Origin of the sequence: Oenococcus sp. (genome assembly GCF_047725585.1) — a bacterium.
In the GTDB taxonomy this organism is placed as follows: Bacteria; Bacillota; Bacilli; order Lactobacillales; family Lactobacillaceae; genus Oenococcus; species Oenococcus kitaharae_A.
This window is the reverse complement of sequence record NZ_JBDNNF010000001.1, coordinates 1-24010: the sequence shown is the minus strand read 5'-3', so window position 1 is coordinate 24010 and position 24010 is coordinate 1. Positions and strand designations below refer to the sequence as shown.

Here is a 24010-nt window from a genome sequence, read left to right as displayed (position 1 = left end):
TATACTTGTAAGGATAGGACATATATGGCATTAGGATTTGGACAAAAAAATGTCGGGATTGATCTCGGCACAAGCAATACTCTGGTCTTTTTAGAAGGCTCGGGTATTATCATCAACGAACCGAGTTTCGTTGCAAAAGATACTGCGACTGGTGAATTGATGGCTGTTGGGTCAGCAGCGCATAAAATGTTTGAAAAGAATCCGCCTACGATTTCAGTCATCCGCCCTTTGCGTAAAGGCGTCATTTCTGATTTGGACGCGACAGTGGGTCTTTTAAAGTACTTTTTGAATGTGGCCTATAATAATCGTCCCGGAAAACCCTTAGCGATTATCGGCGTTCCTAGTGGTGTCACTGAAGTTGAACGCCGAGCTGTTAAAGACGCTGCCCAATCTGCCGGTGTCCGCGATGCTTACGTGATCGATGAACCAATTGCGGCGGCTGTTGGAGCTGGTTTACCCGTCTATGACGCACCTGGCACAATGGTGGTCGATTTAGGCGGTGGTACAGTGGACATCGCCACGATCAGCTTGGGCAAAGCCAATGCTTCTCGTTCAACGACTTTTGCTGGGGATGCGATGAACGAAGCCATTAAAGACATGGTTCTGCAACGCTACAATTTCCGCATTTCTGAAGGTGATGCTCAGATTTTAAAAGAAGAGATTGGTTCCGCTGATGTTAAAGCTGCTAAGCAGCTGGGTTCGGCTACAGTTAAGGGCATTGACCTAATTTCCGGGCTGCCCGCTCAACGCGATGTGACAGCAGAAGATGTTGCACTTGCCATTGCCAGTCCAGTCAGCCATATTCTGGTTGAAATTCAGACAACGCTAGAGGAATCTCTACCGGAACTTGTATCTGATATCATTGACCGCGGTATTACACTGACAGGCGGCGGTGCTAATTTAAGGTTTCTTGACCGCGTGATTGCAGATACTGTTCACGTGCCTGTTTTTATTGCGCCTAATCCGCAAGAAGCAGTTGCTAACGGGCTGGGTGAAATGCTGCGTTCTTCGCAGATGCAATTTAAGTAAAAATAATAAGTAGTTGGGTCTGGATGAGTCTTGCGATTTAATGGAAAGAAAATTTTAATTACGATAGCTTCGATTATCGTAGCTGTGGGTCTTATTGTGGGCTCAAGTGTCTTTTACGGCAGAGCTAGCGGTATTCCGGTGATACAGCGTTTCGCCTCGGATATGGCGGCTTTTTTTGGTCGCGGTGTTTCAGCACCAACCAGTGTCTTGAACCGATCAACAAATTCATTAACACAACTATTTAAGACTTATGAAGAAAACCAGCATTTGGTTAAAAGAGTTGACCGCATTGCGGCTGATCAAATTCGGATTCAGACCTTGGAAAAAGAAAATAAGGAACTGAAGGCCAATTTAAAACTGAAAAATTCACTGACTGATTATCAGACTGTGAGCGCCGTTGTTATCAGCCGCACACCCAGCAGCTGGAATTCACAGTTGATTATTAATCAAGGTATTAATGCCGGCATTAAAAAGAATGCGCCTATCCTGGATTCTCGGGGATTGATCGGCAAAGTGAGTCAAGTGTCGAATACAAGCAGTAAAGTGACGCTTATTTCGAATATGACGGCTGATGCTGATCGTTTTCCAGTACAGGTCAACAGCGGCAGCACAACGATTAACGGTGTCATTTCTGGCTATAACCGCAGTAGCGATCAACTGATTTTAGATGAGCTCAGCACGCAATCAACGATAAAAAAAGGTAGTTTGGTGCAGACATCGGGACTTGGCGGCATCCTGCCTAAGGGTCTATACGTTGGCCGAGTTGCGAGCGTACGTGATGATGCTTATGGCGTTGCCAAACAAATTTATATTCGTCCCGCCGCCGATCTATCCGATATTTCCAGCGTTCTCGCGGTCACTCAGGTAGGTGGGGAATGAATAATCGCCATGTTTCGACGCATCGTTTTTTCCGTCCCGCTATTGTTTATCCAGTTATTTTAATTGTGTTAATATTCGTTGATGGCTCATTAATGGCGGCTTTTTCCGGTTTGTTGTCTTTTGCAAACTGGACAATTCTGCCCAATCTGACTTTTATTGGCATTTTTTACACGATTCATTTTCGGTCCGATCGCCATTTTCATTTTTGGTGGTGGCTGGTATTACTTGGGTTGCTCTTCGACCTTTATTACACACAGTCTATTGGCAGCTATCTAACCGCTTATCTTTTATCCGCTTATACTGTCTTCTTGCTGGATCCACATATTCCCTATCGAATTCTCTCTTCGTTTTGGACAGTGGCAACCGGTTTGCTTGTTTTTTACAGCCTCATTTATATCACCGGTATCTTAACCGGGGAAGTTAATATTAGTCTGGTTAATTACCTGATTTTCACTGTATTTCCAACGATTTTCATAAATAGTCTTATTGAGATGATATTTTATCGTCCGGTTGAGTCTTTGACTTATATAATTAATAGCTAATCCCATGAATTTATTTTTCTACATAATTTCGGTTATATTATTGCTGAATGCTTTCTTTGCGGTTGTAACGGTTTTCTGGAGCAAAAGAGAGGTTAGCAGAATTTGGGCATGGCTAGTTGTCCTGTTATTTGTACCTGTTTTTGGCTTTGTTATTTATTGGTTTACAGGACGCCGAATCTCTGATAAAAAAATTTTTGATTTTACCAGTCAGGAAATTGTTGGCCGAGAACAGATTCGGGATAATCAAAAATATTACAATCATCATTTGAAGCTGGATGAAAATGCCACAATGCTTTCTAAACTGTTTGCCAGTAACAGCGGAGCGATTCTGACCTATGGCAATGATCTTGATACCTTTTTTGATGGTCAAGATTTTTTTGATGATTTATTTCTTGAAATCGAGAAGGCACAGGACCATATTCATTTGGCTTTTTTTTCTATTTTTGACGATCCAACCGGTAACAAGCTAATTGATCTGCTGACCAAAAAAGCCCAAGCAGGTGTTGAAGTTCGTGTGATTTATGATGCTTATGGTTCTCACGGTACTCATCGCCGTATGTACCGCCGCTTACAGCAGGCTGGTGGTATCATTTATCCTTTTTTAACGCGGCGTTTTCAGCTGCTTGCGTTGAGAATCAATTTTCGTTTTCACCGCAAGGTTGTCGTCATCGACGGAAAAGTTGGCTATATCGGCGGCTTTAATGTTGGTGACCAGTATCTGGGGAAATCAAAAAAATTCGGTAATTGGCGTGATTCACAGTTGAAAATTGTTGGAGATGCCGTTCTGTCATTACAATCACGTTTCTTTATTGATTGGAATGCCACGGCTAAGGAAGATGACAAATTATCTTTTCTGGCGGATTACTTTCCAGCAACACAAGTCAACGGTATTCATCCGATTCAAATTGTTTCGTCCGGCCCGGAATCGCTTGTTGATCAGATTAAACAAGGCTATTTGAAAATGATTAGTCTTGCTACAAAAACGATTACGATTCAGACGCCATATTTAATTCCCGATCAACCGATTTTTGAAAACCTGCTGATTGCTCTGGCTGCCGGTGTTAAAGTAGATGTTTTTATTCCCAATCGACCAGACCATCCCTTTGTTTATCGCGCAACACAGTATTATGCACAAGAGTTGATACAGGCTGGCGCACATGTTTATCGTTATGATAATGGTTTTCTGCACAGCAAATTATTAATGATCGATGATGAAATTATCAGCATTGGTTCTGCTAATATGGATATTCGGTCCTTTGAATTGAGTTTTGAAGCAAATGCTTTTATTTACAGTGCCAAGTTTGCCAACAAAATCAAGAATCAAATCACTAAAGATGTGTCACAGTCAAAACTTCTGAGTCAGGAAGATTTCGATGGACAGGGGGTTTGGATGACGGTACTGCAAAAGTTTTCGCGTTTACTGTCACCGATCCTGTGAAAAATATGAAAAAATTAGCCAATGGTATCAATTTAAATGTCTTAAAGACTGATAAATTTCAGTCAGTTAAAATTGTTGCGGAATTTTACGCTCCCTTTGAAAAAGGCACGGCAGCCAATCGTGCGTTGCTGGCTCAAATACTGGAAGATAGTTCGGCCTTTTTTCCGAACCGACAGTTGATGACTAAGAAACTTAATACACTTTACGGCGCACATTTTTCTGTGTCGACAAGTCGTTTTGGGCGGCTTTCCAAACTGCGTTTTGCACTGAAGATACCCAGCCCGCAAGCTGCGGGAGACCAGCAATTATTGGCAAAAAGTTTCAATTTTTTGTCCGGCCAGATTTTTAATCCGTTGATTGTTGATGGCTTATTTCCTGAGCATTTGTTTGAAAATGAAAAGCAGAATTTTCTTTCTGAATTTTTAGCAAATTTTGATAATAAAAGCTATAAGCTCCATGATCTGATTCTCAAAAAATATTTTGTCAATCCTGATTTTAGAATTCAACCCGAAGGGAGTCCTTTGTCAATCAGGCAGTTAACAAATGAAACCGTCGTTTCGGCTTACCATGCTATGCTGGCTAACGATGAAATGTCATTGGAAGTAGCTGGCCTCCCGAGTGAACTTGAAGTTGAAAAGTTGGTCGCTTCTTGGCCAAACGTTTCGCAAAACAGCCGGCCGATTCCCAACCCAGTCTATACACAAGCAGTAAAACCTGACCAATTTGCTGAACTGCACGAAAAGGGTGATCAGGCGCTCCTGGAACGAGCCTATAATTTTCTGGATTATGATTATCTGACTCAACAGAGATATACGGCGATGGTTTTTTCCCGCCTTTTTGGTGGTTCGAGTCAATCTTTGCTTTTTTTGAATATCCGTGAAAAATTACATCTGGCTTATTACGCAAATTCAACTTTTTTCGCCGTTGATGGTTGGATGACCGTTCAGGCAGGATTGGATAAGGATAATGTCGAACTTGTTAAAAATGAGATTGATCTGCAGCTGGAACGAGTTAAAAAGCAGGATTTTTCCAATGATTTGTTTACCACGATCAAAGAGGAGCTAGTTGCAGCTATTCAGGCGGGCGAGGACTACGAAGAGACTGCCATTGAGAAATCGATCAATGCTTTTTTGACTGGTTACGCTTTTTCCAGCAGCCAAATTATAGCCGTGATCCAATCTGTGACGCCTCAGCAGGTAGCAGATTTTGCAAAAAAGTCGGTAAAGCAAGCAGAGGCGGTTTTGATTAATGAAGATTGACGAATATTCGCAATTTAAACAGACTGTTTACAGTGAAACACTGACAGATGGTTTGAAAGTGACTTTGATGCCTAAGAAAGATTTTCATTCAGTTTTTGCCGCATTGTTTGTTGATGCGGGTGCTGTTGACCAGAAAATCATCGATGAAAATGGCAAAGTGGTCACTTTTCCTTCGGGCATTGCGCATTTTGCTGAACACAAGATGTTTGAAAAAGAGCAGGGAGATGTGGACCAAATATTTAGCCGCTATGGTGCATTTTCAAATGCTTATACGAGCCAATCCCGCACTGTTTACTACTTTCAGGGAACAGAGGAGATTGCCGCATCGATCCGGCTGCTGCTGCATTTTGTTCAGGAACCTTATTATACGCAGAGTTCTATTAACAAGGAGCAGGGGATCATTGGCCAAGAGCTGGTCATGTACCAGGATATGCCGGATTGGGCACTTTCTTTTGGATTGATGGGTAATTTATACGCTCAACAGCCCTTGGCTCAAGATATTGCCGGCAAAGTATCGACGATCAGCCAATTAACCAGCGACATGCTTTACCAGTTTCACAAATACTTTTATCAGCCAAGCAATCTGCACCTCAAAATTTCAGGAAACATTGATCCACAGGCGACCATGGCTTTAATCAGAGACACGCAAAGGGAATTGTCGCGCCCGAAAATAGCGTTTACGTCGATGAGTTTGTTTGATAATCAAATCCCGATCCTTGCGTCAGGCAGCAGAAAGATGCCGATTTCTCAAACTTTAATTACAGCCGGTATTAAAGGCATAAACATGCCATCGAGCCGGGATGAAGCTATTGATTTGGCTTTTGCAAGTGATTTACTGCTGGATCTTTATTTTTCTGATTCATCTGACTGGTACATGAAAAATTACGATGCAGGTATTTTGAATGACGATTTTATGGCACAAGCAGAAATTGGCCGCAATTATCAGTTCATTAGTTTTAGCGGCCATGGCAAACAACAGAAAGCCTTCCAAGAGATTTTGTCTCAGTTAAAGCGCATATCTTTCGATAGCCGTTTAGCAAATGAATTCGAGGTCCAAAAATCAGCTACTTTTGGTGAGCTGTCGATGTCTTTGGATCAGTTGGAAAACAACGTTTTCACAGTTTTAGATGAATATGATACGGATAGCAATGTTTTTCAAATTACAGATAATCTCAAAAGCCTCACTTATAAGCGAGCAGTGGCTTTATTTGAAAAATATTACGATATAAATTCATTTAGTCGTTTTTCGATCGAACCGTTAGATTAAGATTGTTATAATCTTAATGAATGGATACTGATTACCAATCAATTGGAAAACGGCTGCAAGATGCACGTGAACAGCATGGTTTGACCTTAGAAGATATCTCCTCGTCGACTAAAATTCAAGTTCGTTATCTGCAAGCAATCGAAAATGGCCAAGTGAATAGGCTGCCTGGCCCTTTTTATGTGAAGGCATTTATACGTCAATACGCTAATACAGTGGACCTTGATCCAAATACGATTTTGGATACCATGCCAGCTGCAGATCGTGCTCGCCAGCCTAAAGATGACGGCGAGATTAAAGCCGGCCAGAACAGAGGTGTTTCTGCGCACTTATTTGATGGCCTTTCGGAAAACAAGCAGGAAGAGCGAGACAAAGATGCGAATGATTCTCTGTCTAATAATTCTATTCGAGTAGGGTCTGACAGGATTCCGCGTGCCGGCATGAATCTCTCCACACCAGTTACCCGCCGCCTGCTCAGCCGCCTGCCCGTTATTTTTCTAATTGTTGCGTTAATTATTCTGGCCTTTGCCTTATGGCTGGCATTTGGTAGAATTCGGCCAAGTTTATTTAGCCAGAATCCGGTTAATTCAAGTTCAACGAGTATTTCACAATCTAGCAGCAGCCGGCCGCAGTCCAGTAGTTCATCTGCCTCGTCTTCGTCCAATAGCCAGACGCAGCCTTTATCGAAACCGCAGTTTCAAAATAACACGGCGACCATGACCTTCTACGATACGGCGGACCATACGATTCAGATCCAGGCGGCCAATGCCGGATGGACGACAGTGACAGTGGATAATGTCCGTCAGTTTGCCAGTACAATTGCAGCAGGTGCCGAGCACGATACAACGCTAAGTGGTGACCAGAATCAAATTGTGATTCATTTAGGCAATCCATACAACACGAGAATCCTGTTTGATAATCAAGATACGCAGTTTATGTCTGGCTCATCGATTCTGATTACGAATATAATTATTAGACGGGAGAAAACACCGCAATGAATTTGCCTAATAAATTAACAACCTTTCGAATTTTAATGATTCCTTTATTTATTTTAATCTTATCGCTGCCTATCAATTGGTCGACGACATTCGGCCGGCCAAGTGGCTGGCTGCTGGCTGCTGCTATTTTCGCCTTGGCTTCGTTGACCGATTTACTCGATGGCAGAATTGCCAGGTCACGTCATTTGGTGACTAATTTTGGCAAGTTTGCTGATCCTTTGGCTGATAAACTGCTGGTGATGACCGCTTTGATCTTTCTGACTCAATTTGGCGCTGTTCCGGCTTGGATGACCGCTATTATTGTTATCCGCGAACTAGCCATCACAGGGTTAAGGACCTTAATTGTTGAAAATAACGGTACGGTTATGGCTGCACAGATGCCTGGCAAAATCAAAACATTCACACAGATGTTTGCCATTATTTTCCTGTATTGCAGCAACTTCGGCAGTCCTATTCCGATTGGGCAGATCTTAATTTATCTTGCTGTGATTTTTACAATTTATTCAGGGATCGATTATTTCGTTCAGAACCGTTCAGTATTCTCGGATGGCATGTGATTTAAAAAAATGCCCATGGTTTCGTATAACCACTGTAGAAAGTTAAGTATTTTTTAAATACGAACAAGCGTTCGCATTTTCTTGACTTTCGTAGCATAATAGATTGGTGAGGTTTTATGTCTGATGGAAGAAAGGCCGCATTAAATGCGGCATTAAAAAAAATTGAAAAGGATTTCGGCAAGGGATCGATTATGCGTTTAGGCGAAAATGCGCACACAAAGGTCGACGTGGTTTCAACCGGTTCTTTAAAATTAGATATTGCTTTAGGTGTTGGCGGTTATCCAAAGGGAAGAATCATCGAGGTGTTTGGCCCTGAGTCTTCTGGCAAGACGACTGTCGCGCTTCATGCTGTTGCCGAGATTCAAAAAAAGGGCGGCACGGCTGCTTATATTGATGCTGAAAATGCACTGGACGCGAAATATGCAGCTGCTTTAGGTGTTAATGTCGATGATCTGCTTCTGAGCCAGCCGGATACAGGCGAGCAAGGTTTGGAAATCGCTGATGATTTGGTTAATTCAGGTGCGATCGATATGCTGGTCGTTGATTCGGTTGCAGCTCTTGTCCCAAGGGCTGAAATTGAGGGGGAGATGGGAGATGCCCATGTGGGCCTGCAAGCGCGTCTGATGAGCCAAGCTTTGAGGAAATTGGCCGGTACTCTGAACCGAACAGGCACAATTGCCATTTTCATCAATCAGATTCGTGAAAAAATCGGGGTTATGTTTGGCAATCCCGAGACAACACCTGGCGGTCGCGCTTTGAAGTTTTATTCAACGGTACGTTTAGAGGTACGCCGGTCAACACAGATTAAAGATGGTACGAATATTATTGGTAATAATACGAAAATCAAGGTTGTCAAAAACAAAGTTGCACCACCTTTCAAAGTAGCCGAAGTGGATATTATGTATGGCAAAGGCATCAGTCAGACAGGTGAATTAATTGATTTGGCCGTTGATAAAGATATTATCGACAAGTCGGGCGCTTGGTATGCCTATAAAGGTGAAAAAATTGGTCAGGGACGCGTTAATGCAATTGCTTGGTTGGAAGACCCTGAACATCAAAAAGAACATGATACGATCTTTCAGGCGGTACGTGATGCTTATGGTATTGGCGCCAAAAAAAAAGTGACAACTGATACTGGCAAGGCTGTACCAATAGAAGATAGCAGCAGCGATCCTTTTGCTGACCCTAATTACAATCCAAAGGCCAGTGAATCTGACGATGCATTGACTGATGATGATATTTATTAATTTTTAAAAATCCGATGTTGTCGGATTTTTTTATAGAGTAAACTTGAACCAATGCAGACTACAAAAAACAATTTCAAACACCGCGTTAAAACATTTGGTTTGGTTGAAGAGATCTTTAATTCGATTACACACGGTTTAGGTTTAATAGCCGCGATTGTCGGAATTATATTTCTTTTCATCAAAGTCATCGACAAGGGCTACACGTCGGCTGTTGCCTTAACGGCATTCATTATCTATGCTGTCTGTTTGATCATTTTTCTGCTCAATTCTACTTTGTTTCATGCACTAATTTTCACAAGAGCCGCTTGGGTCTTTCAACATTTTGATCATCTGGGTATTTTTTTGATCATTCTAGCCACCTACACGCCCTTTTGCTGGGTCTTTATCAAGGATCCCGTTGCGATTTGGATTTGGGTTGCCAATCTCATTTTGGCACTTGCTGGTATCGTTTATGATTTCTTGTTTATTGGGCGCTATCGCTGGATCACTGTTTTGATTTATTTAGCTATGGGTTGGTTAATTGCCGTGATGTTCCCAATCATTCATCACAGCGTACCAGTATATTCGCTTTGGCTGTTATTTTTTGGTGGAATTGCTTATTCAGCAGGTACTTTTTTCTATTTGAATACTAAAATCTGGTGGAATCATGTTTGGTGGCATTTATTTGTGCTCTTAGGTACAGCTGCCATGTATTTTGCCATCTATCTTTCCATGTAATTGTATACTGCAAATAAGCGTAAGATAGATTTTAAAGTACATGTTCAAACTTGCCTTTAAAAATCTCAATAAATTGCTTGTCTCTTTCGCCTTTTTTTGCCTGTTTTTTCAAGTAGCGGCGGATTTGATTCTGCCTTCAATTACTGCCGATATTGTCAATATCGGTGTTGTGAGGAAAAACATTCCGTATATCTGGCACACGGGCTTGATTATGCTAGCCGTGAGTTTGTTAGTCATTATCGGTGCTGTATGTAACCAGCTGATAGCTGCGACGTCGTCACAGAAATTGGGTGTTAAACTGCGGCATTTTTTGTTTGCCAAAATTACGGCAATGGCAACGGCCGATTTCACTAAGATTGGTGAAGCCTCTTTGATTACTAGAACAACGAACGATGTTGTCCAGATGCAGAATGTGACCTACTCGATGCTTCGGATGATGGTGAGGGCACCGATGATGTTGGCTGGTGCGAGCCTGATGGCCTATTTTCAAAGTCCTCAATTAATGCTCGTCTTTGTAGCTGCCATCCCGATTTTGGCGATTGTCGTTTTACTGATTATGAGAAAGTCTGTGCCGCTTTTTAGAAAGATACAAGGGTTAACTGATCGCATTAATCTTGTGTTCCGAGAAGGGCTGACCGGTGTTCGGGTGATACGCGCTTTTAATCAGGATGCCTTTGAACAAAGACGCTTTGCTCGAGCTAATGGGAATTTGACTGATAATGCGATTAATGCCTATGTGACAACGAGCCTGATGAGTCCAACCATGACTTTTATTATCAGCGCTTCGAATATTGCCATTGTTTGGTTCGGTGCACATCTGATTGCCGGCAGCCAGATGCCGATTGGAAACTTGTTATCTTTTATTACTTATGCCACACAGATGCTGTTTGCATTTATGCAGTTGTCGATGATTTTTGTTATTGTACCCAGAGCTCAGGCATCCGCCCAGCGCATTCAGGAAGTTCTGGCTATTTCTGATACCATTCTTGATTCAAATAACGCTCAAACCGTGCCGAATATTACAAGTATTCGTTTTGCACATGTTGATTTTGCCTTCTCGCATTCAGCCGCGAGGGTATTAAAGGATATTAATCTGCAAGTTGGGCGTGGACAAACACTAGCAATTATCGGTGGTACAGGATCTGGGAAAAGTAGTTTAATTAATTTAATTCCCAGATTATTCGATCCGACAAAGGGTAGTGTATCAATCAACGACATTGATATTCGCCAATTCCGCCAAAGTGATTTGCATGAAAAAATTGCCTTTGCTAGTCAGAAATCTTTTTTATTCCAAGGCACTATTCGCAGCAATCTGCATTATGGCAATCCAAAAGCCAGTGAAGAAGAGATGTGGCAGGCGCTTCACACTGCTCAGGCTGACGCCTTTGTCAAAAAACAAGGCGGACTGGATGCACCTGTTGAGCAGAATGGCCAGAACTTTTCAGGAGGCCAAGTACAACGCCTGTCGATTGCAAGGGCTATTTTGAAAGATGCGGATGTCTACATTTTTGATGATACATTTTCTGCTCTGGATTTTAAGACCGATGCATTACTCAGGGCAGCACTGCATAAAGACAGCAAGATCAATCGGGCAATTAAAATTATTGTGGCACAGCGTATTTCAACGATTGCTGATGCAGACAGGATTCTCTTATTAGAGCAAGGTAGGATTTCAGCCTTTGGAACGCATACCGAATTGTTAAAAACTAGTACTGTCTATCGTGAGATCGTTAATTCTCAGCTGCATCGGGTTGACGCAGCTGCTGCGTTATCCGGAGACGAACATGCGTAATCCGGCTTCGAGAATGCGAGGCGGCAGCGGGCCAAGACCAATGGCACGGATTGCCGAACACGCTCATAATTTTTGGGGGACAACCTTTAGATTATTCAGATATTTGGGGAAAAATCGCTTCGGTGTCATCTTTTCGATTGCCTTGGCAATTATTTCGGTGCTGTTATCTGTCAGCGTACCGAAAATTTTAGGCGAAGCTACGACGATCATCTATCGTGGTGTTCGTGCCGGCTTGCAGTCGGGACGTTACCGGATTGATTATCATGCAATTATTTCAATTCTAGTGCTTGCATCTGTTTTATATGTTCTGTCTGCTCTGATGAGTTTTTTGCAGCAAGTGATAATGACTCATATATCACAACGTACCGTTTTTCGTCTACGTGCAGAATTTAAAGCCAAGATGGCCCGCCTTCCCGTGAGTTATTACGATCAGCACCAAAATGGCGATATGATGAGCCGCGTTGTTAATGACATGGATAACATTTCTGGGACTTTGCAGCAGGCTTTAATTCAAATTGCGGTCTCATCGATCACATTTGTTGCCGTGATTATTTTTATGCTGTCGATTAGCTGGATTCTGTCATTGCTGGCTTTTACGACGATTCCAATCAGCATTCTTCTTGTACGCTGGATTGCACCACACGCTCAGAAACTGTTTAGTAGACAGCAGGAGGTTCTTGGTTCGATGAACGGCCAGGTGGAAGAAACTTTTTCTGGTCATTTAATTATTAAAACTTTTGATCGTGAACAAGCTGTCACTGACAAGTTTGAAGAGCAGAGCAGGCGATATTACCACGCCGCTTGGAAAGCACAATTCATTTCTGTTCTGATTTTTCCGGCTATGCAGTTTCTAAATAATTTAGATTACTTGGTAATTGCTGTTTTCGGCGGGATTCAAGTTGCTAACGGCCAGCTGCCACTCGGAGATATTCAGGCATTTTTGCAGTATACAAATCAGTTTTCCCAGCCTGTCACCCAAATTGCTAATCTTAGCAACACGATTCAATCGACGATTGCAAGTGCCGAACGGATTTTTCAGGTCCTAGATGCTGAAGAAATGCCTAAAGAAATTTCGGCGGCCTCCACCTTTCCTAGAGAGTCATCACTGCCTTTAATTAGTTTTCATCATGTGGCATTTAGTTATGATAGTCACGCGCCTTTGATTCGAAATTATTCTTTAGATGTTCATGCGGGCCAAACGATTGCTATCGTGGGCCCGACGGGCGCTGGTAAAACGACTGTTATCAATTTGTTAGAACGCTTTTATGATGTTGATGCTGGCGTGATTCAGTATCGGGGCAGGGATATCAGGCACATGACACGCCCTGAATTGCGTTCGCATTTCGCAATGGTTCTGCAAGAAACTTGGTTATTTACGGGCTCTGTTTTCGAAAACATTAAGTATGGCAATGAGTGGGCTACAAAAGATCAGGTGATTGCAGCGGCAAAGGAAGCTTATGCAGATACTTTCATCCAGCAGCTGCCTCAGGGTTATCAAACTCAGTTAAATGAGGCAGCCTCAAATATTTCTCAAGGCCAACGCCAGCTGTTGACGATTGCACGAGCCTTCCTCTCTGATCCTGAGATTTTAATCCTGGATGAGGCAACTAGCTCGGTGGATACGCGAACCGAACTTTTGATTCAAAACGCCATGGCTAAACTTCAGCGTTCACGTACCAGTTTTGTTGTTGCCCATCGTCTATCCACGATTCAGCAGGCGGATAACATCGTCGTGATGAATCATGGTTCAATCGTTGAGACTGGTACGCATCAGCAACTGCTTGATGCTAAGGGATTTTATGCGGATCTCTTTAACGCACAATTTGCTTCCGGCGATTAATGAGTTTTTTGTCCGAGCCGGGAACGAGTATAATTGTGATTTGTAATTTACAGGGGGTAATTTATGTCAGCTAAATCCGTTGATATTCATAATAAGCGTTACAGTCGATTTATGTTTGTCTTGGTCATCTTGTTTGCTACTTTTGCAGGTATGCTGATGCAAACATCTTTAGGGACGGCATTGCCGACTTTGATGGATGATTTCCATATTAATTTAGCCACGGCTCAGGAAGCCACGACCTGGTTTTTGTTGGCAAACGGGATTATGATTCCTGTTTCTGCGTATTTATCAACCAAATTTCCGACAAAAAAACTCTACATCTTTGCTTTTGGACTGCTTTTAGTTGGCCAATTTATTTCCTACAGCGCACCAGTCACAAATTGGACTTGGTTTTTAATTGGCCGAATCATTCAAGCGATTTCTGTCGGTATCACGATGCCTTTGATGCAGGTCGTTCTCGTCTATATTTTTCCAGCTGAAAAGCGCGGCGCGGCAATGGGCCTCAGCGGACTTGTAATTGGTATGGCTCCAGCAATTGGGCCAACACTGTCCGGTTGGATTTTGGACAGCAGCCACAGTTTTGCCTCTTTCACGCTATCCAACTCCTGGCGATCCATTTTTCTGCTGCCGATGGCCGTGATTGCATTAACTTTTCTTTTAAGTTTTATTTTTTTGCGCGATGTCATTCCAAACCAGCCAGTTCACCTTGATTTTCGTTCTTTGGTTCAATCGACGCTTGGTTTTGGCCTATTTTTGTGGGGTTTGACTAATGTCGCTAACGCAAATTATGGCGGCTGGACAGATATGACGCATGTGATTATTCCTGGCGCAGTAGGCATTTTTTTCATCATTATTTTCTTGTGGCATCAGTTAGAAATGCGGCATCCCTTCCTGGATATACGTGTTTTTGCTGTCAAACAATTTTCGGTAACAACGGTTTTGATTTCGCTTTCTATGATGGCCATGATTGGCATTGAGATGATGCTGCCGACCTATCTTCAGCAGCTCCGCGGGCTTTCACCTCTATCATCGGGGCTTACTTTACTGCCTGGTGCGCTTTTAATCGGTATTATGTCACCGATTGCTGGGGCTGTTTATGATCGAAGCGGGGCAAAGCGCTTGGCACGAGTTGGATTTTTGATCCTCCTGATTGCCACGATTCCTTTCTTGTTTTTTGGCCTGAATACACCAAGGGATTTCATTACGGTTTTCTATAGTCTGAGAATGTTTGGTATTGCTATGGTGATGATGCCGTTGACAGCCTCGGCGATGTCTGCACTGCCAAAAGAAAAAGCGGCAGATGGTACGGCCTCAAATAATACAGTCAGGCAGGTATTGACCGCGATGGTTGTTTCTTTGCTATCTTCCGTGACACAAAACATTGCCAATACCAATGCACCTGTGGCTTCTCTAAAACAGCAGAATATTTTTGAATTCGGTCAGCGAACATTGGATGCTTCTTTAAAGGGTTTCCATGTTTCGTTTGCGATTTCCTTATTTTTTGCACTCTTAGGATTAATTCTGGCAGGCATGCTGCATTCTGGCAAAGTCATTGAGCAAGATCCTGATTTACTGGATGAGAAGGGAGGCAATTAGGCATGATTTTTCTATTAGTCATTTTTTTCACTGCTGCGGCCTTCGTTAGTTGGATGCTGATTAAACATGCGTTTCCCCGCTGGTTCTTTGGACTGATCTTCACTGGCCTGCTATTAGCCAGCGTGATCTTGATGACCTTGAATATGAGCAGGCATTTTGGTATGAGACGAAGTGTCAGCACACAAAGGCAGGAAATTTATTCTATGGCCGGCAGGAGACTCGCCGCCGGGATCTTAGCTACGACGAAAAATAAGAATATTGGGAGCGATCTGGATATTTATTTGTACAAAGATCAAGCGGGAGCTGAAAAGACCAAAACAAGCGTGCCGAATGCTTACCGTTCAGTCTCGATGAAAGGCGTTGATTCGAATCGCGCATATAAAGTCACACATACTTATCGTTGGCACTATAACGGTGCTCTATCACGGATTTTGTTTGGAATTGGTCATTTGGATCGGGTTATTAGCCGGCAGGAGGTTGTTTTCCAAATTCCATCTCAGCAATGGATTCAGCTCACAAGCGATCAGCTTCGACGGCTACAGAATCTGTTGGCAAATCCAGCCAAGATAACTGATGCAAAAGTATCGATGCTATTATCGGCCTCCTCTCAAGCATTGCTAAACGGCCGGAGTAATCAAGCTGCGCGCATGCAAGTTGCGACCATTCGAGAATTATTGTCAATCGCCCCAAGTGCAGCTGATAAAAAATTAGCCAAACAGCTATCCTCGTCTGCCGCTGCCTCAAGCCGAGCTCAAGCGCTGTCCTCTAGCATCGCCGCTTCGCAAGCTGCATCAGTTTCTGCATCATTGGCTGCGGATGCCCAAGCTCAAGCCGCGTCTGCTGCTCAGTCTCAGGCTGCAGCTGATTCTGCAGCATCGGCTCAAACGCAAGTATCAGCATCGAGCTCAGCAGGGAACTCAAGTAGTGGCACAACGAATACACCTTAATGAGATCAATGCGCTTAGTTCCAAACATATTTTCAATTATCTGTTATACTAAAGGAGTATTAATCGGTATGGTTCCAAGAATCAAATGTTTCAAAGCTCTGCACCAATTATTTACAAATAAGATGCACTAGGTGCAGAAAGAATTTTTTCATGGAAACAGGTACAGTTAAATGGTTTAATGCCGATAAAGGCTATGGTTTTATCACTCGTGATAATGGTGGAGATGTCTTCGTACATTTCTCTGCTATTCAGACTGATGGCTTCAAGTCATTGGATGAAGGCCAAAAGGTTACATTTGAAGTTGAAGACGGACAGCGTGGACCACAAGCTATCAACGTTAACAAAGTTAACTAAGTAAAGCTTGTAATTAATCGGCTTCTTGTGTATAATTTATGCACAGTGAGGTCGATTTTTAAAATGCGGTTATGGCAATATTGTCCCGTAACTGCTTCAAAGCGCAGATCCAATGTGATCCGCGCTTTTTTACGCTCATAATTTCACATAAAACGCATCTTTTTATGATTGAAGCTGAGCAGTCGACTAACACAGATAAAAATTGGAGGAATTACATTGGTTGCACACAACGTGAAGATAAACAAGCATGTCACTCGACGCAGTTACTCTTCTGCTAAAGAAGTGCTTGAAATCCCGCCATTGACCGAAGTCCAGACTGCGTCTTACAAGTGGTTTTTGGATAAGGGCATTCGGGAAATGTTTAACGATATCATGCCGATTGAAGATTTTGCCGGCAAACTGTCACTTGAATATGTTGACTATTCATTAGGAGAACCAAAGTATACGTTAAAAGAATCGCGTGAGCAGGGAGTTAATTACGCTGCACCGCTTCATGTGACTTTGCGTTTGACGAACAAAGAGACTGGCGAAATCAAATCGCAGGATGTTTACTTTGGTGAATTTCCGCTGATGACCGAATATGGTTCTTTTGTGATTAACGGCGCTGAGCGTGTCGTTGTTTCACAGCTTGTTCGTTCCCCCGGGATTTATTACAACGAAGATACCGATAAGACTGGCAAGACTGTTTTTGGCACAACTGTGATTCCTAATCGTGGTGCTTGGTTGGAATTGGATACTGATGCCAAAGGGATTGCCAATATTCGTATCGACCGTACCCGTAAACTGCCAATCACAGAATTGGTCCGTTCATTTGGCTTTGGTTCTGATTCAGAAATTCAGGATATCTTTGGTGATGATGTTGAATCTTTGAATTTGGCTATTGAAAAAGATGTTCATAAGGATGCTTCGATGTCACGTGTTGGCGAGGCCTTGGAAGATATTTATGAGCGTTTGCGTCCTGGTGAGCCAAAGACGATCGATTCCTCTCGTTCTCTATTGGCAGCACGTTTCTTTGATCCAAAGCGTTATGATCTTGGCAACGTGGGCCGCTACAAGGTTAATAAAAAGCTTTCGTTGAAATCTCGTCTTTTAGGTCAGACCTTGGCTGAAGATATTCTTGATGAACAAGGCAATGTCTTGGTTGCCAAGAATACAGAGATCGATAAAAAAGCCATGAAACTGCTTTCGCCGTTATTAGATAAAGACGATTTTAAGATGACTGTTTTGCAGCCTGACGAAGAAGGTGTTCTGCCTGATCCGATCAAATTGCAGGTTATTAAGATTTTTAGTAAGAATGATCCAACTAAAGCAGTTAAATTAATCGGAAACGGCCATATTGACGAATCAATTCATCACATTCTGCCTGCCGATATTTTGGCTGGTATGAATTATTTCTTTAACTTGCAAGAAGGTATCGGTGCGACCGATGATATTGACCATTTGGGCAATCGCCGTATCCGTTCTGTTGGCGAGTTATTGGAGAACCAATTTAGAATTGGCTTGACACGTATGGAGCGTGTGGTTCGCGAGCGTATGTCTATCCAGGATTCTGATACCGTAACACCTCAGCAGTTAATCAACATCCGCCCTGTTGTGGCGGCTGTCAAAGAATTCTTTGGTTCTTCTCAGCTTTCACAATTTATGGATCAGACCAACCCACTTGGTGAGTTGAACCATAAGCGTCGTTTGTCAGCCTTGGGACCTGGTGGATTGACACGTGATCGTGCTGGTTATGAAGTCCGTGATGTTCATTATTCACACTATGGCCGAATTGACCCGATTGAAACGCCAGAAGGTCCGAACATCGGTTTGATTACGTCACTGGCTGTCTATGGCCGGATTAATGAATACGGTTTTATTGAGACACCTTACCGTCGTGTTGACTGGGATACACATAAAGTCACAGACAAGATCGATTATTTGACGGCCGATGTCGAAGATAATTACACGATTGCACAAGCGAACTCGGAATTAAATGATGATGGTTCTTTCGTTAATGCGACCGTTACTGCACGTCATGGTGACAACAACATTGAAACGCCAATCGAAGATGTTGATTATATGGATGTTTCTCCTAAACAGGTTGTGGCCGTTTCGACTGCTGCGATTCCTTTCTTGGAAAACGATGATTCCAATCGTGCTTTGATGGGTGCCAATATGCAGCGTCAGGCTGTTCCGTTGGTTGCACCGCATTCGCCAATCGTCGGTACTGGTATTGAATACCGTGCCGCTGTCGATTCAGGATTAGCTCAGATCAATGAAGCCAAAGGAACTGTTGAATATGTCGATGGCCGTGATATCAAAGTTCGTGAGGATGATGGCAATCTGCACGAATATCCATTGATGAAGTTCCAGCGCTCTAATGGCGGCAAAAATTATAACCAGACGCCTATTGTCAAAGTCGGCGAGACTGTTGAAAAAGGTGATGTCTTAGCTGATGGGCCTTCCATGGAAAACGGCGAACTAGCTCTTGGCCAGAACCCTATCATTGCCTTTATGACTTGGCATGGCTACAACTTCGAAGATGCGATCGTCTTAAATGAACGCCTCGTTCGTGATGATGTTTATACTTCTATCCATATTGAAGAACATGAATCAGAGGCACGTGATACAAAGTTAGGACCTGAAGAGATTACTCGCGAGATTCCTAACGTTGGTGAAGATCAGCTTAAAGATCTTGATGATTCCGGAATCATTCGTATTGGTGCCGAAGTCGAAGACGGCGATATTCTGGTTGGTAAAATTACACCAAAGGGTGTGACCGAATTATCGGCTGAAGAGCGCCTGCTGCATGCTATCTTTGGTGAAAAAGCCCGCGAAGTTCGTGATACTTCTTTGCGTGTTCCTCATGGCGGCGGCGGAATTGTCCAAGATGTTGAAATCTTCACACGTGATAATGGTGATGAATTAGCACCCGGTGTTAACATGATGGTTCGTGTCTTTATTGCCCAGAAACGCAAGATTCAAGTTGGTGATAAGATGGCCGGACGTCATGGAAATAAGGGAACTGTTTCAGTTGTTGTTCCTGAAGAAGACATGCCGTTCATGCCTGACGGTACGCCGATTGATATTCTGCTTTCACCAATGGGTGTGCCATCTCGTATGAACATTGGACAAATTTTGGAACTGCATCTTGGCATGGCAGCCAGAAAATTGGGTATTAAAGTTATGACACCGGTCTTTGATGGTGCCTCTGATGATGAAATTATTGATGCCTTAAAAGAGGCTGGTCTAGATGAAGACGGTAAGACCGTTCTTTATGACGGTCAGACTGGCGAAGCTTTTGATAATCGTATTTCCGTCGGTGTCATGCACTATATGAAGCTGGCCCACATGGTTGACGATAAAATCCATGCACGTTCAATCGGACCTTATTCGTTGGTTACACAACAGCCTTTGGGTGGTAAAGCTCAGTTTGGCGGCCAGCGTTTCGGCGAAATGGAAGTTTGGGCACTTGAAGCTTATGGTGCTGCCTATACTTTGCAGGAAATCATGACCTATAAGTCTGATGATGTGCGCGGTCGTAATAAGGTATTTGAGTCCATTGTTAAAGGACAAGCTATTCCAAAGCCCGGCGTTCCCGAATCTTTCCGTGTCCTTGTTAAAGAATTACAAGCCTTAGGTCTTGATACCAAAGTGCTGGACGGCAAGGGTCAAGAAGTTCGTATGGCGCAGATGGACGAGGACGATAATGTTGCCACGGTTGATGCTCTTGAACAAATCGCTAAAGAAAAACCTGACTTGTTTAAAGGCGATGACGATGACAAACCTCGCATTGCAGCAAAAAATCTCGATGAAGAAAATATATAAGGAGAAATGACTTGGCAATAGACGTTAATAAATTTGAATCTATGCAAATCGGTCTCGCTTCACCTGCTAAGATCCGTGAATGGTCTTATGGTGAAGTGAAAAAGCCGGAAACGATTAACTATCGTACGTTAAAAGCTGAACGTGATGGTCTTTTTGACGAAAGAATTTTCGGACCGATCAAAGACTATGAATGTGCCTGTGGTAAATACAAGCGAATCCGTTATAAGGGAATCGTTTGTGATCGTTGTGGTGTTGAAGTGACAAGTTCCAAAGTACGTCGTGAGCGTATGGGGCATATCGAACTTGCTGCACCTGTGACACATATCTGGTACTTTAAAGGTATTCCAAGCCGTATGGGCTTGATCCTCGATATGAGCCCGCGTTCTCTGGAAGAGATTATCTATTTTGCCAGCTACGTTGTCATTAATCCTGGCAGTACGCCGTTGGAAAAGAAACAGCTAATTACCGAGGCTGAATATCGTCAGTATGTCGACCAATACGGTGCAGATGCTTTTGATGCTAAGATGGGCGCCGAGGCTATCAAGGAATTGTTAGCTGAAGTAGATTTGGCCAAACAGGCTAAAGAATTGAAGGCCGAACTAAAGGAAGCAACCGGTCAAAAACGGACTCGTGCAGTACGTCGTTTGGACATTGTTGAAGCCTTCTTGCAGTCTGGCAACAAACCTGAATGGATGGTTTTGGATGTTATTCCAGTTATTCCACCAGATTTGCGCCCAATGGTTCAGTTGGAAGGCGGCCGCTTTGCCACTTCTGACTTGAATGATCTCTACCGTCGTGTCATTAACCGTAACAATCGTTTGAAGCGGCTGCTCGATTTGAATGCACCTGGTATTATTGTGCAAAACGAAAAACGTATGCTGCAAGAGGCTGTTGATGCCTTGATTGATAATGGCCGCCGCGGCCGCCCAGTCGCTGGTCCCGGAAACCGTCCTCTAAAGTCGCTTTCTCATTTGCTGAAGGGCAAGCAGGGACGTTTCCGCCAGAACTTGTTAGGAAAGCGTGTTGATTATTCCGGCCGTTCTGTTATCGATGTTGGTCCCTTCTTGAAGATGAACCAGATGGGTCTTCCTCGCCAGATGGCTGTTGAATTATTCAAGCCCTTTATCTATAATCGCTTGATTGAATTAGGCACTGACAATGGTGGCGCAAACAACTTGCGTTCTGCACGTCGTTTGGTTGAGCGGCACGAAGATGTTGTTCAAGATGTTTTGGAACAAGTTGTTAAGGAACATCCAGTTTTGCTGAACCGTGCACCAACTTTGCATCGTCTTGGCATTCAAGCTTTTGAGCCAGTCCTGGTTTCTGGTAAAGCGATGCGTTTGCATCCTTTGGTAACAACTGCTTATAACGCCGATTTCGATGGCGATCAAATGGCGATTCATGTGCCTTTGTCCGATGAAGCACAAGCTGAAGCACGTTTGCTGATGCTGGCTGCTTCACATATCTTGGCACCTAAGGATGGAAAACCAATTGTGGCTCCGTCTCAAGATATGACGATTGGTAATTATTACTTGACGACTGAAGAAGCCGGTATCAAGGGTGAAGGCATGGTCTTTACTTCATCTGATGAAGTAAAGATTGCTTTACAGAATCACGAAGTTGAATTGCACACACGTATAGGCATTGCTACTTCGAGTTTTGGCCCGGACAAACCTTTCTCTGATCAGCAACGTTCTAGAATCATGGTAACCTCTGTTGGTAAAGTCCTTTTTAATGAAATTCTGCCGAAAGATTTTCCGTTTGTTAATGAACCAAAAGCTGCAAACTTTGATGCTATTGATGATCGTTTCTTCCTCGAACCTGGTACCGATATTCACGAATGGTTGAAGAATGAAGCTCTCAATGATCCGTTCAAGTCTGGTTTCTTGTCTGATATCATTGCTCAGATCTACGCTCGTTACCAGGTGACTCGCACATCTGTTCTGCTAGATGATATGAAAGACTTGGGTTATGATATTTCGACACGTTCTGGTCTGACGGTTGCGATGTCAGATGTTACAGAACTGCCTCAAAAAGCTCAAGTTATCAAAGAAGCCCATGAAAAAGTGGCTACTATTACAAAGCAGTTCCGTCGCGGTTTGTTAACTGATGATGAACGTTATATTCAAGTGACACAAACTTGGTCAGATGCGCAAGATAAGATCAAAGCTATGCTGATTGCATCTTTCGATAAGAAGAACCCGATCTTTATGATGAGTGATTCTGGTGCCCGTGGTAATATTTCTAACTTCGTACAGCTTGCCGGTATGCGTGGCTTAATGGCTGCACCCAACGGTAAAGTTATTGAGCTTCCTGTTACTGCTAACTTCCGTGAAGGCCTCTCTGTTTTGGAAATGTTTATTTCAACCCATGGTGCTCGTAAAGGAATGACCGATACAGCTTTGAAGACTGCCAATTCTGGTTATCTGACACGCCGTTTGGTCGACGTTGCTCAAGAAGTGATTGTTCGTGAGGAAGATTGCGGCACCGACCGCGGTTTGGATGTCTCGGCGATCATGGATGGCAATGAAGTTATTGAGCCGCTGTACGACCGAATCCTTGGTCGTTATGCCATGAAGGCTGTGCTTAATGAGAAGACCGGCGAAATCATTGTTGACAAAAACGAGATCATTGATGAAGCCGTTGCCAACAAAATCATTGATGCTGGCATTCAAACAGTTACTATTCGTTCCATCTTTACTTGCCGTACCGAACATGGTGTCTGTGTCAAATGTTACGGCCGCAACATGGCCACTGGCGACATCGTCGAAGTTGGTGAAGCTGTGGGTACTGTTGCTGCTCAATCTATTGGCGAACCCGGTACTCAATTGACTATGCGTACATTCCATACTGGTGGTGTTGCCATGTCTGAAGATATTACGCAAGGTCTTCCTCGTGTCCAAGAAATTTTTGAGGCCCGTAATCCAAAAGGACGTGCTGAAATTTCTGAAGTAACTGGAAAAGTCACTAGTATTGAAGAGAACCCTGCTGATCGCAGCAAGACGATTACGATTGAAGGAGAGACTGATACACGTCAATATGTGCTGCCAATCTCTGCTCGTCTGCGCGTTGCTGAAGGTGATGAAATTCACCGTTCTGAAGCGATCAATGAAGGACCTTTGGATCCTAAGGAATTAATCAAGGTTTCTAGTGCTTTGAAGACTGAAAACTATATGTTAGCCGAAGTCCAAAAAGTTTATCGTATGCAAGGTGTTGGTATTGCTGACAAACATGTCGAGGTTATGGTTCGGCAGATGCTCAGAAAGGTCCGGGTCATGGATCCAGGCCAGACAGATTTGCTCCCAGGAGAATTGCTTGATATTGCCGATTTCCGTCGTGCCAATAGTAAAGCAATCTTATCTGGCCAAACGGCCGCAACTTCTCGTCCAGTTTTGCTTGGTATTACCAAGGCATCTTTGGAAACTAATTCCTTCTTGTCGGCCGCATCATTCCAGGAGACTACACGTGTCCTGACAGATGCTGCTATCCGTGGCAAAAATGATCCTCTAGTAGGTTTGAAGGAAAATGTCATCATTGGTAAGGTTATCCCTGCAGGAACCGGTGTTGCCGCATATCGTCATATTAAAGACGAAGTGGTGGCTGCACCAGTGGAACCTTTAGAGAAAATCCCGACTCTTGATGAACTCCAGAAGAATTTTGATAAAAAAGCCCCTACAAAATAGTTTCTTCCCCCGTTTTTCAGCCTTTTGACTCGCTGAGAAGCGGGTTTTTTATTTTTTT

The 24010-nt window shown here is 43.3% G+C and carries 17 protein-coding genes; all 17 read left to right on the top strand.

The window, feature by feature from the left end:
• Nucleotides 1–24: 24 nt before the first annotated feature.
• The 17 genes from ABF487_RS00085 (at nt 25) to rpoC (ending at nt 23952) form a co-directional block, all read left to right on the top strand.
• Nucleotides 25–1029, top strand: a complete 1005-nt coding sequence (locus ABF487_RS00085; protein WP_007747164.1) for a rod shape-determining protein — start codon at nt 25–27, stop codon at nt 1027–1029.
• A gap of 30 nt (nt 1030–1059) precedes the next feature.
• On the top strand, nt 1060–1908 hold the full coding sequence (mreC, locus tag ABF487_RS00080; RefSeq protein WP_415634148.1) for a rod shape-determining protein MreC: 849 nt from the start codon (nt 1060–1062) through the stop codon (nt 1906–1908).
• On the top strand, nt 1905–2450 hold the full coding sequence (gene mreD, locus ABF487_RS00075) for a rod shape-determining protein MreD (RefSeq protein ID WP_415634147.1): 546 nt from the start codon (nt 1905–1907) through the stop codon (nt 2448–2450). Before mreC ends, mreD begins: the two co-directional genes overlap by 4 nt.
• A 4-nt stretch (nt 2451–2454) precedes the next feature.
• Nucleotides 2455–3888: a cardiolipin synthase gene (gene cls, locus ABF487_RS00070; protein WP_007747153.1), complete on the top strand. Its 1434-nt coding sequence runs from the start codon at nt 2455–2457 to the stop codon at nt 3886–3888.
• Nucleotides 3837–5147, top strand: coding sequence for an EF-P 5-aminopentanol modification-associated protein YfmF (yfmF, locus tag ABF487_RS00065; protein ID WP_415634146.1), 1311 nt, complete (start codon nt 3837–3839; stop codon nt 5145–5147). The genes cls and yfmF overlap by 52 nt, the downstream gene beginning before the upstream one ends.
• A complete protein-coding gene (gene yfmH / locus ABF487_RS00060; protein WP_415634145.1) occupies nt 5137–6414 on the top strand; it encodes an EF-P 5-aminopentanol modification-associated protein YfmH in 1278 nt (425 codons plus the stop codon). The genes yfmF and yfmH overlap by 11 nt, the downstream gene beginning before the upstream one ends.
• Before the next feature lie 20 nt (nt 6415–6434).
• On the top strand, nt 6435–7409 hold the full coding sequence (locus ABF487_RS00055) for a helix-turn-helix domain-containing protein (RefSeq protein WP_415634144.1): 975 nt from the start codon (nt 6435–6437) through the stop codon (nt 7407–7409).
• Complete coding sequence (gene pgsA, locus ABF487_RS00050) at nt 7406–7966, top strand: CDP-diacylglycerol--glycerol-3-phosphate 3-phosphatidyltransferase (protein WP_263779706.1); 561 nt, start codon at nt 7406–7408, stop codon at nt 7964–7966. The genes ABF487_RS00055 and pgsA overlap by 4 nt, the downstream gene beginning before the upstream one ends.
• A 116-nt stretch (nt 7967–8082) precedes the next feature.
• Nucleotides 8083–9213: a recombinase RecA gene (gene recA, locus ABF487_RS00045; protein ID WP_007747130.1), complete on the top strand. Its 1131-nt coding sequence runs from the start codon at nt 8083–8085 to the stop codon at nt 9211–9213.
• A gap of 51 nt (nt 9214–9264) precedes the next feature.
• Nucleotides 9265–9930 carry a PAQR family membrane homeostasis protein TrhA gene (gene trhA / locus ABF487_RS00040; protein ID WP_007747128.1) on the top strand — a complete coding sequence of 222 codons (666 nt, stop codon included), beginning with the start codon at nt 9265–9267 and terminating at the stop codon, nt 9928–9930.
• 40 nt (nt 9931–9970) lie between these two features.
• The gene (locus tag ABF487_RS00035) at nt 9971–11722 is read left to right on the top strand and encodes an ABC transporter ATP-binding protein (RefSeq protein WP_415634143.1); all 1752 of its coding nucleotides are present in this window, start codon (nt 9971–9973) and stop codon (nt 11720–11722) included.
• Nucleotides 11715–13562, top strand: a complete 1848-nt coding sequence (locus ABF487_RS00030) for an ABC transporter ATP-binding protein (RefSeq protein WP_415625873.1) — start codon at nt 11715–11717, stop codon at nt 13560–13562. Before ABF487_RS00035 ends, ABF487_RS00030 begins: the two co-directional genes overlap by 8 nt.
• A 63-nt stretch (nt 13563–13625) precedes the next feature.
• Nucleotides 13626–15158, top strand: coding sequence for an MDR family MFS transporter (locus ABF487_RS00025; RefSeq protein ID WP_007747116.1), 1533 nt, complete (start codon nt 13626–13628; stop codon nt 15156–15158).
• 2 nt (nt 15159–15160) lie between these two features.
• Nucleotides 15161–16105 carry a DUF4811 domain-containing protein gene (locus ABF487_RS00020; protein ID WP_415634142.1) on the top strand — a complete coding sequence of 315 codons (945 nt, stop codon included), beginning with the start codon at nt 15161–15163 and terminating at the stop codon, nt 16103–16105.
• A gap of 150 nt (nt 16106–16255) precedes the next feature.
• Nucleotides 16256–16459, top strand: coding sequence for a cold-shock protein (locus tag ABF487_RS00015; protein WP_007747105.1), 204 nt, complete (start codon nt 16256–16258; stop codon nt 16457–16459).
• 216 nt (nt 16460–16675) lie between these two features.
• Nucleotides 16676–20269: a DNA-directed RNA polymerase subunit beta gene (locus ABF487_RS00010; protein WP_415634141.1), complete on the top strand. Its 3594-nt coding sequence runs from the start codon at nt 16676–16678 to the stop codon at nt 20267–20269.
• Nucleotides 20270–20280: 11 nt separating this feature from the next.
• Nucleotides 20281–23952, top strand: a complete 3672-nt coding sequence (gene rpoC, locus ABF487_RS00005) for a DNA-directed RNA polymerase subunit beta' (RefSeq protein WP_415634140.1) — start codon at nt 20281–20283, stop codon at nt 23950–23952.
• Nucleotides 23953–24010: the final 58 nt, after the last annotated feature.

What these genes read in the sequence shown, in the direction of transcription:
- ABF487_RS00035 (WP_415634143.1), top strand. Translation starts at nt 9,971, where the DNA reads ATGTTCAAACTTGCCTTTAAAAATCTCAATAAATTGCTTGTCTCTTTC.
- recA (WP_007747130.1), top strand. Translation starts at nt 8,083, where the DNA reads ATGTCTGATGGAAGAAAGGCCGCATTAAATGCGGCATTAAAAAAAATT.
- cls (WP_007747153.1), top strand. Translation starts at nt 2,455, where the DNA reads ATGAATTTATTTTTCTACATAATTTCGGTTATATTATTGCTGAATGCT.
- yfmH (WP_415634145.1), top strand. Translation starts at nt 5,137, where the DNA reads ATGAAGATTGACGAATATTCGCAATTTAAACAGACTGTTTACAGTGAA.
- ABF487_RS00030 (WP_415625873.1), top strand. Translation starts at nt 11,715, where the DNA reads ATGCGTAATCCGGCTTCGAGAATGCGAGGCGGCAGCGGGCCAAGACCA.
- pgsA (WP_263779706.1), top strand. Translation starts at nt 7,406, where the DNA reads ATGAATTTGCCTAATAAATTAACAACCTTTCGAATTTTAATGATTCCT.
- ABF487_RS00015 (WP_007747105.1), top strand. Translation starts at nt 16,256, where the DNA reads ATGGAAACAGGTACAGTTAAATGGTTTAATGCCGATAAAGGCTATGGT.
- ABF487_RS00025 (WP_007747116.1), top strand. Translation starts at nt 13,626, where the DNA reads ATGTCAGCTAAATCCGTTGATATTCATAATAAGCGTTACAGTCGATTT.
- ABF487_RS00020 (WP_415634142.1), top strand. Translation starts at nt 15,161, where the DNA reads ATGATTTTTCTATTAGTCATTTTTTTCACTGCTGCGGCCTTCGTTAGT.
- ABF487_RS00055 (WP_415634144.1), top strand. Translation starts at nt 6,435, where the DNA reads ATGGATACTGATTACCAATCAATTGGAAAACGGCTGCAAGATGCACGT.
- mreD (WP_415634147.1), top strand. Translation starts at nt 1,905, where the DNA reads ATGAATAATCGCCATGTTTCGACGCATCGTTTTTTCCGTCCCGCTATT.
- trhA (WP_007747128.1), top strand. Translation starts at nt 9,265, where the DNA reads ATGCAGACTACAAAAAACAATTTCAAACACCGCGTTAAAACATTTGGT.
- ABF487_RS00085 (WP_007747164.1), top strand. Translation starts at nt 25, where the DNA reads ATGGCATTAGGATTTGGACAAAAAAATGTCGGGATTGATCTCGGCACA.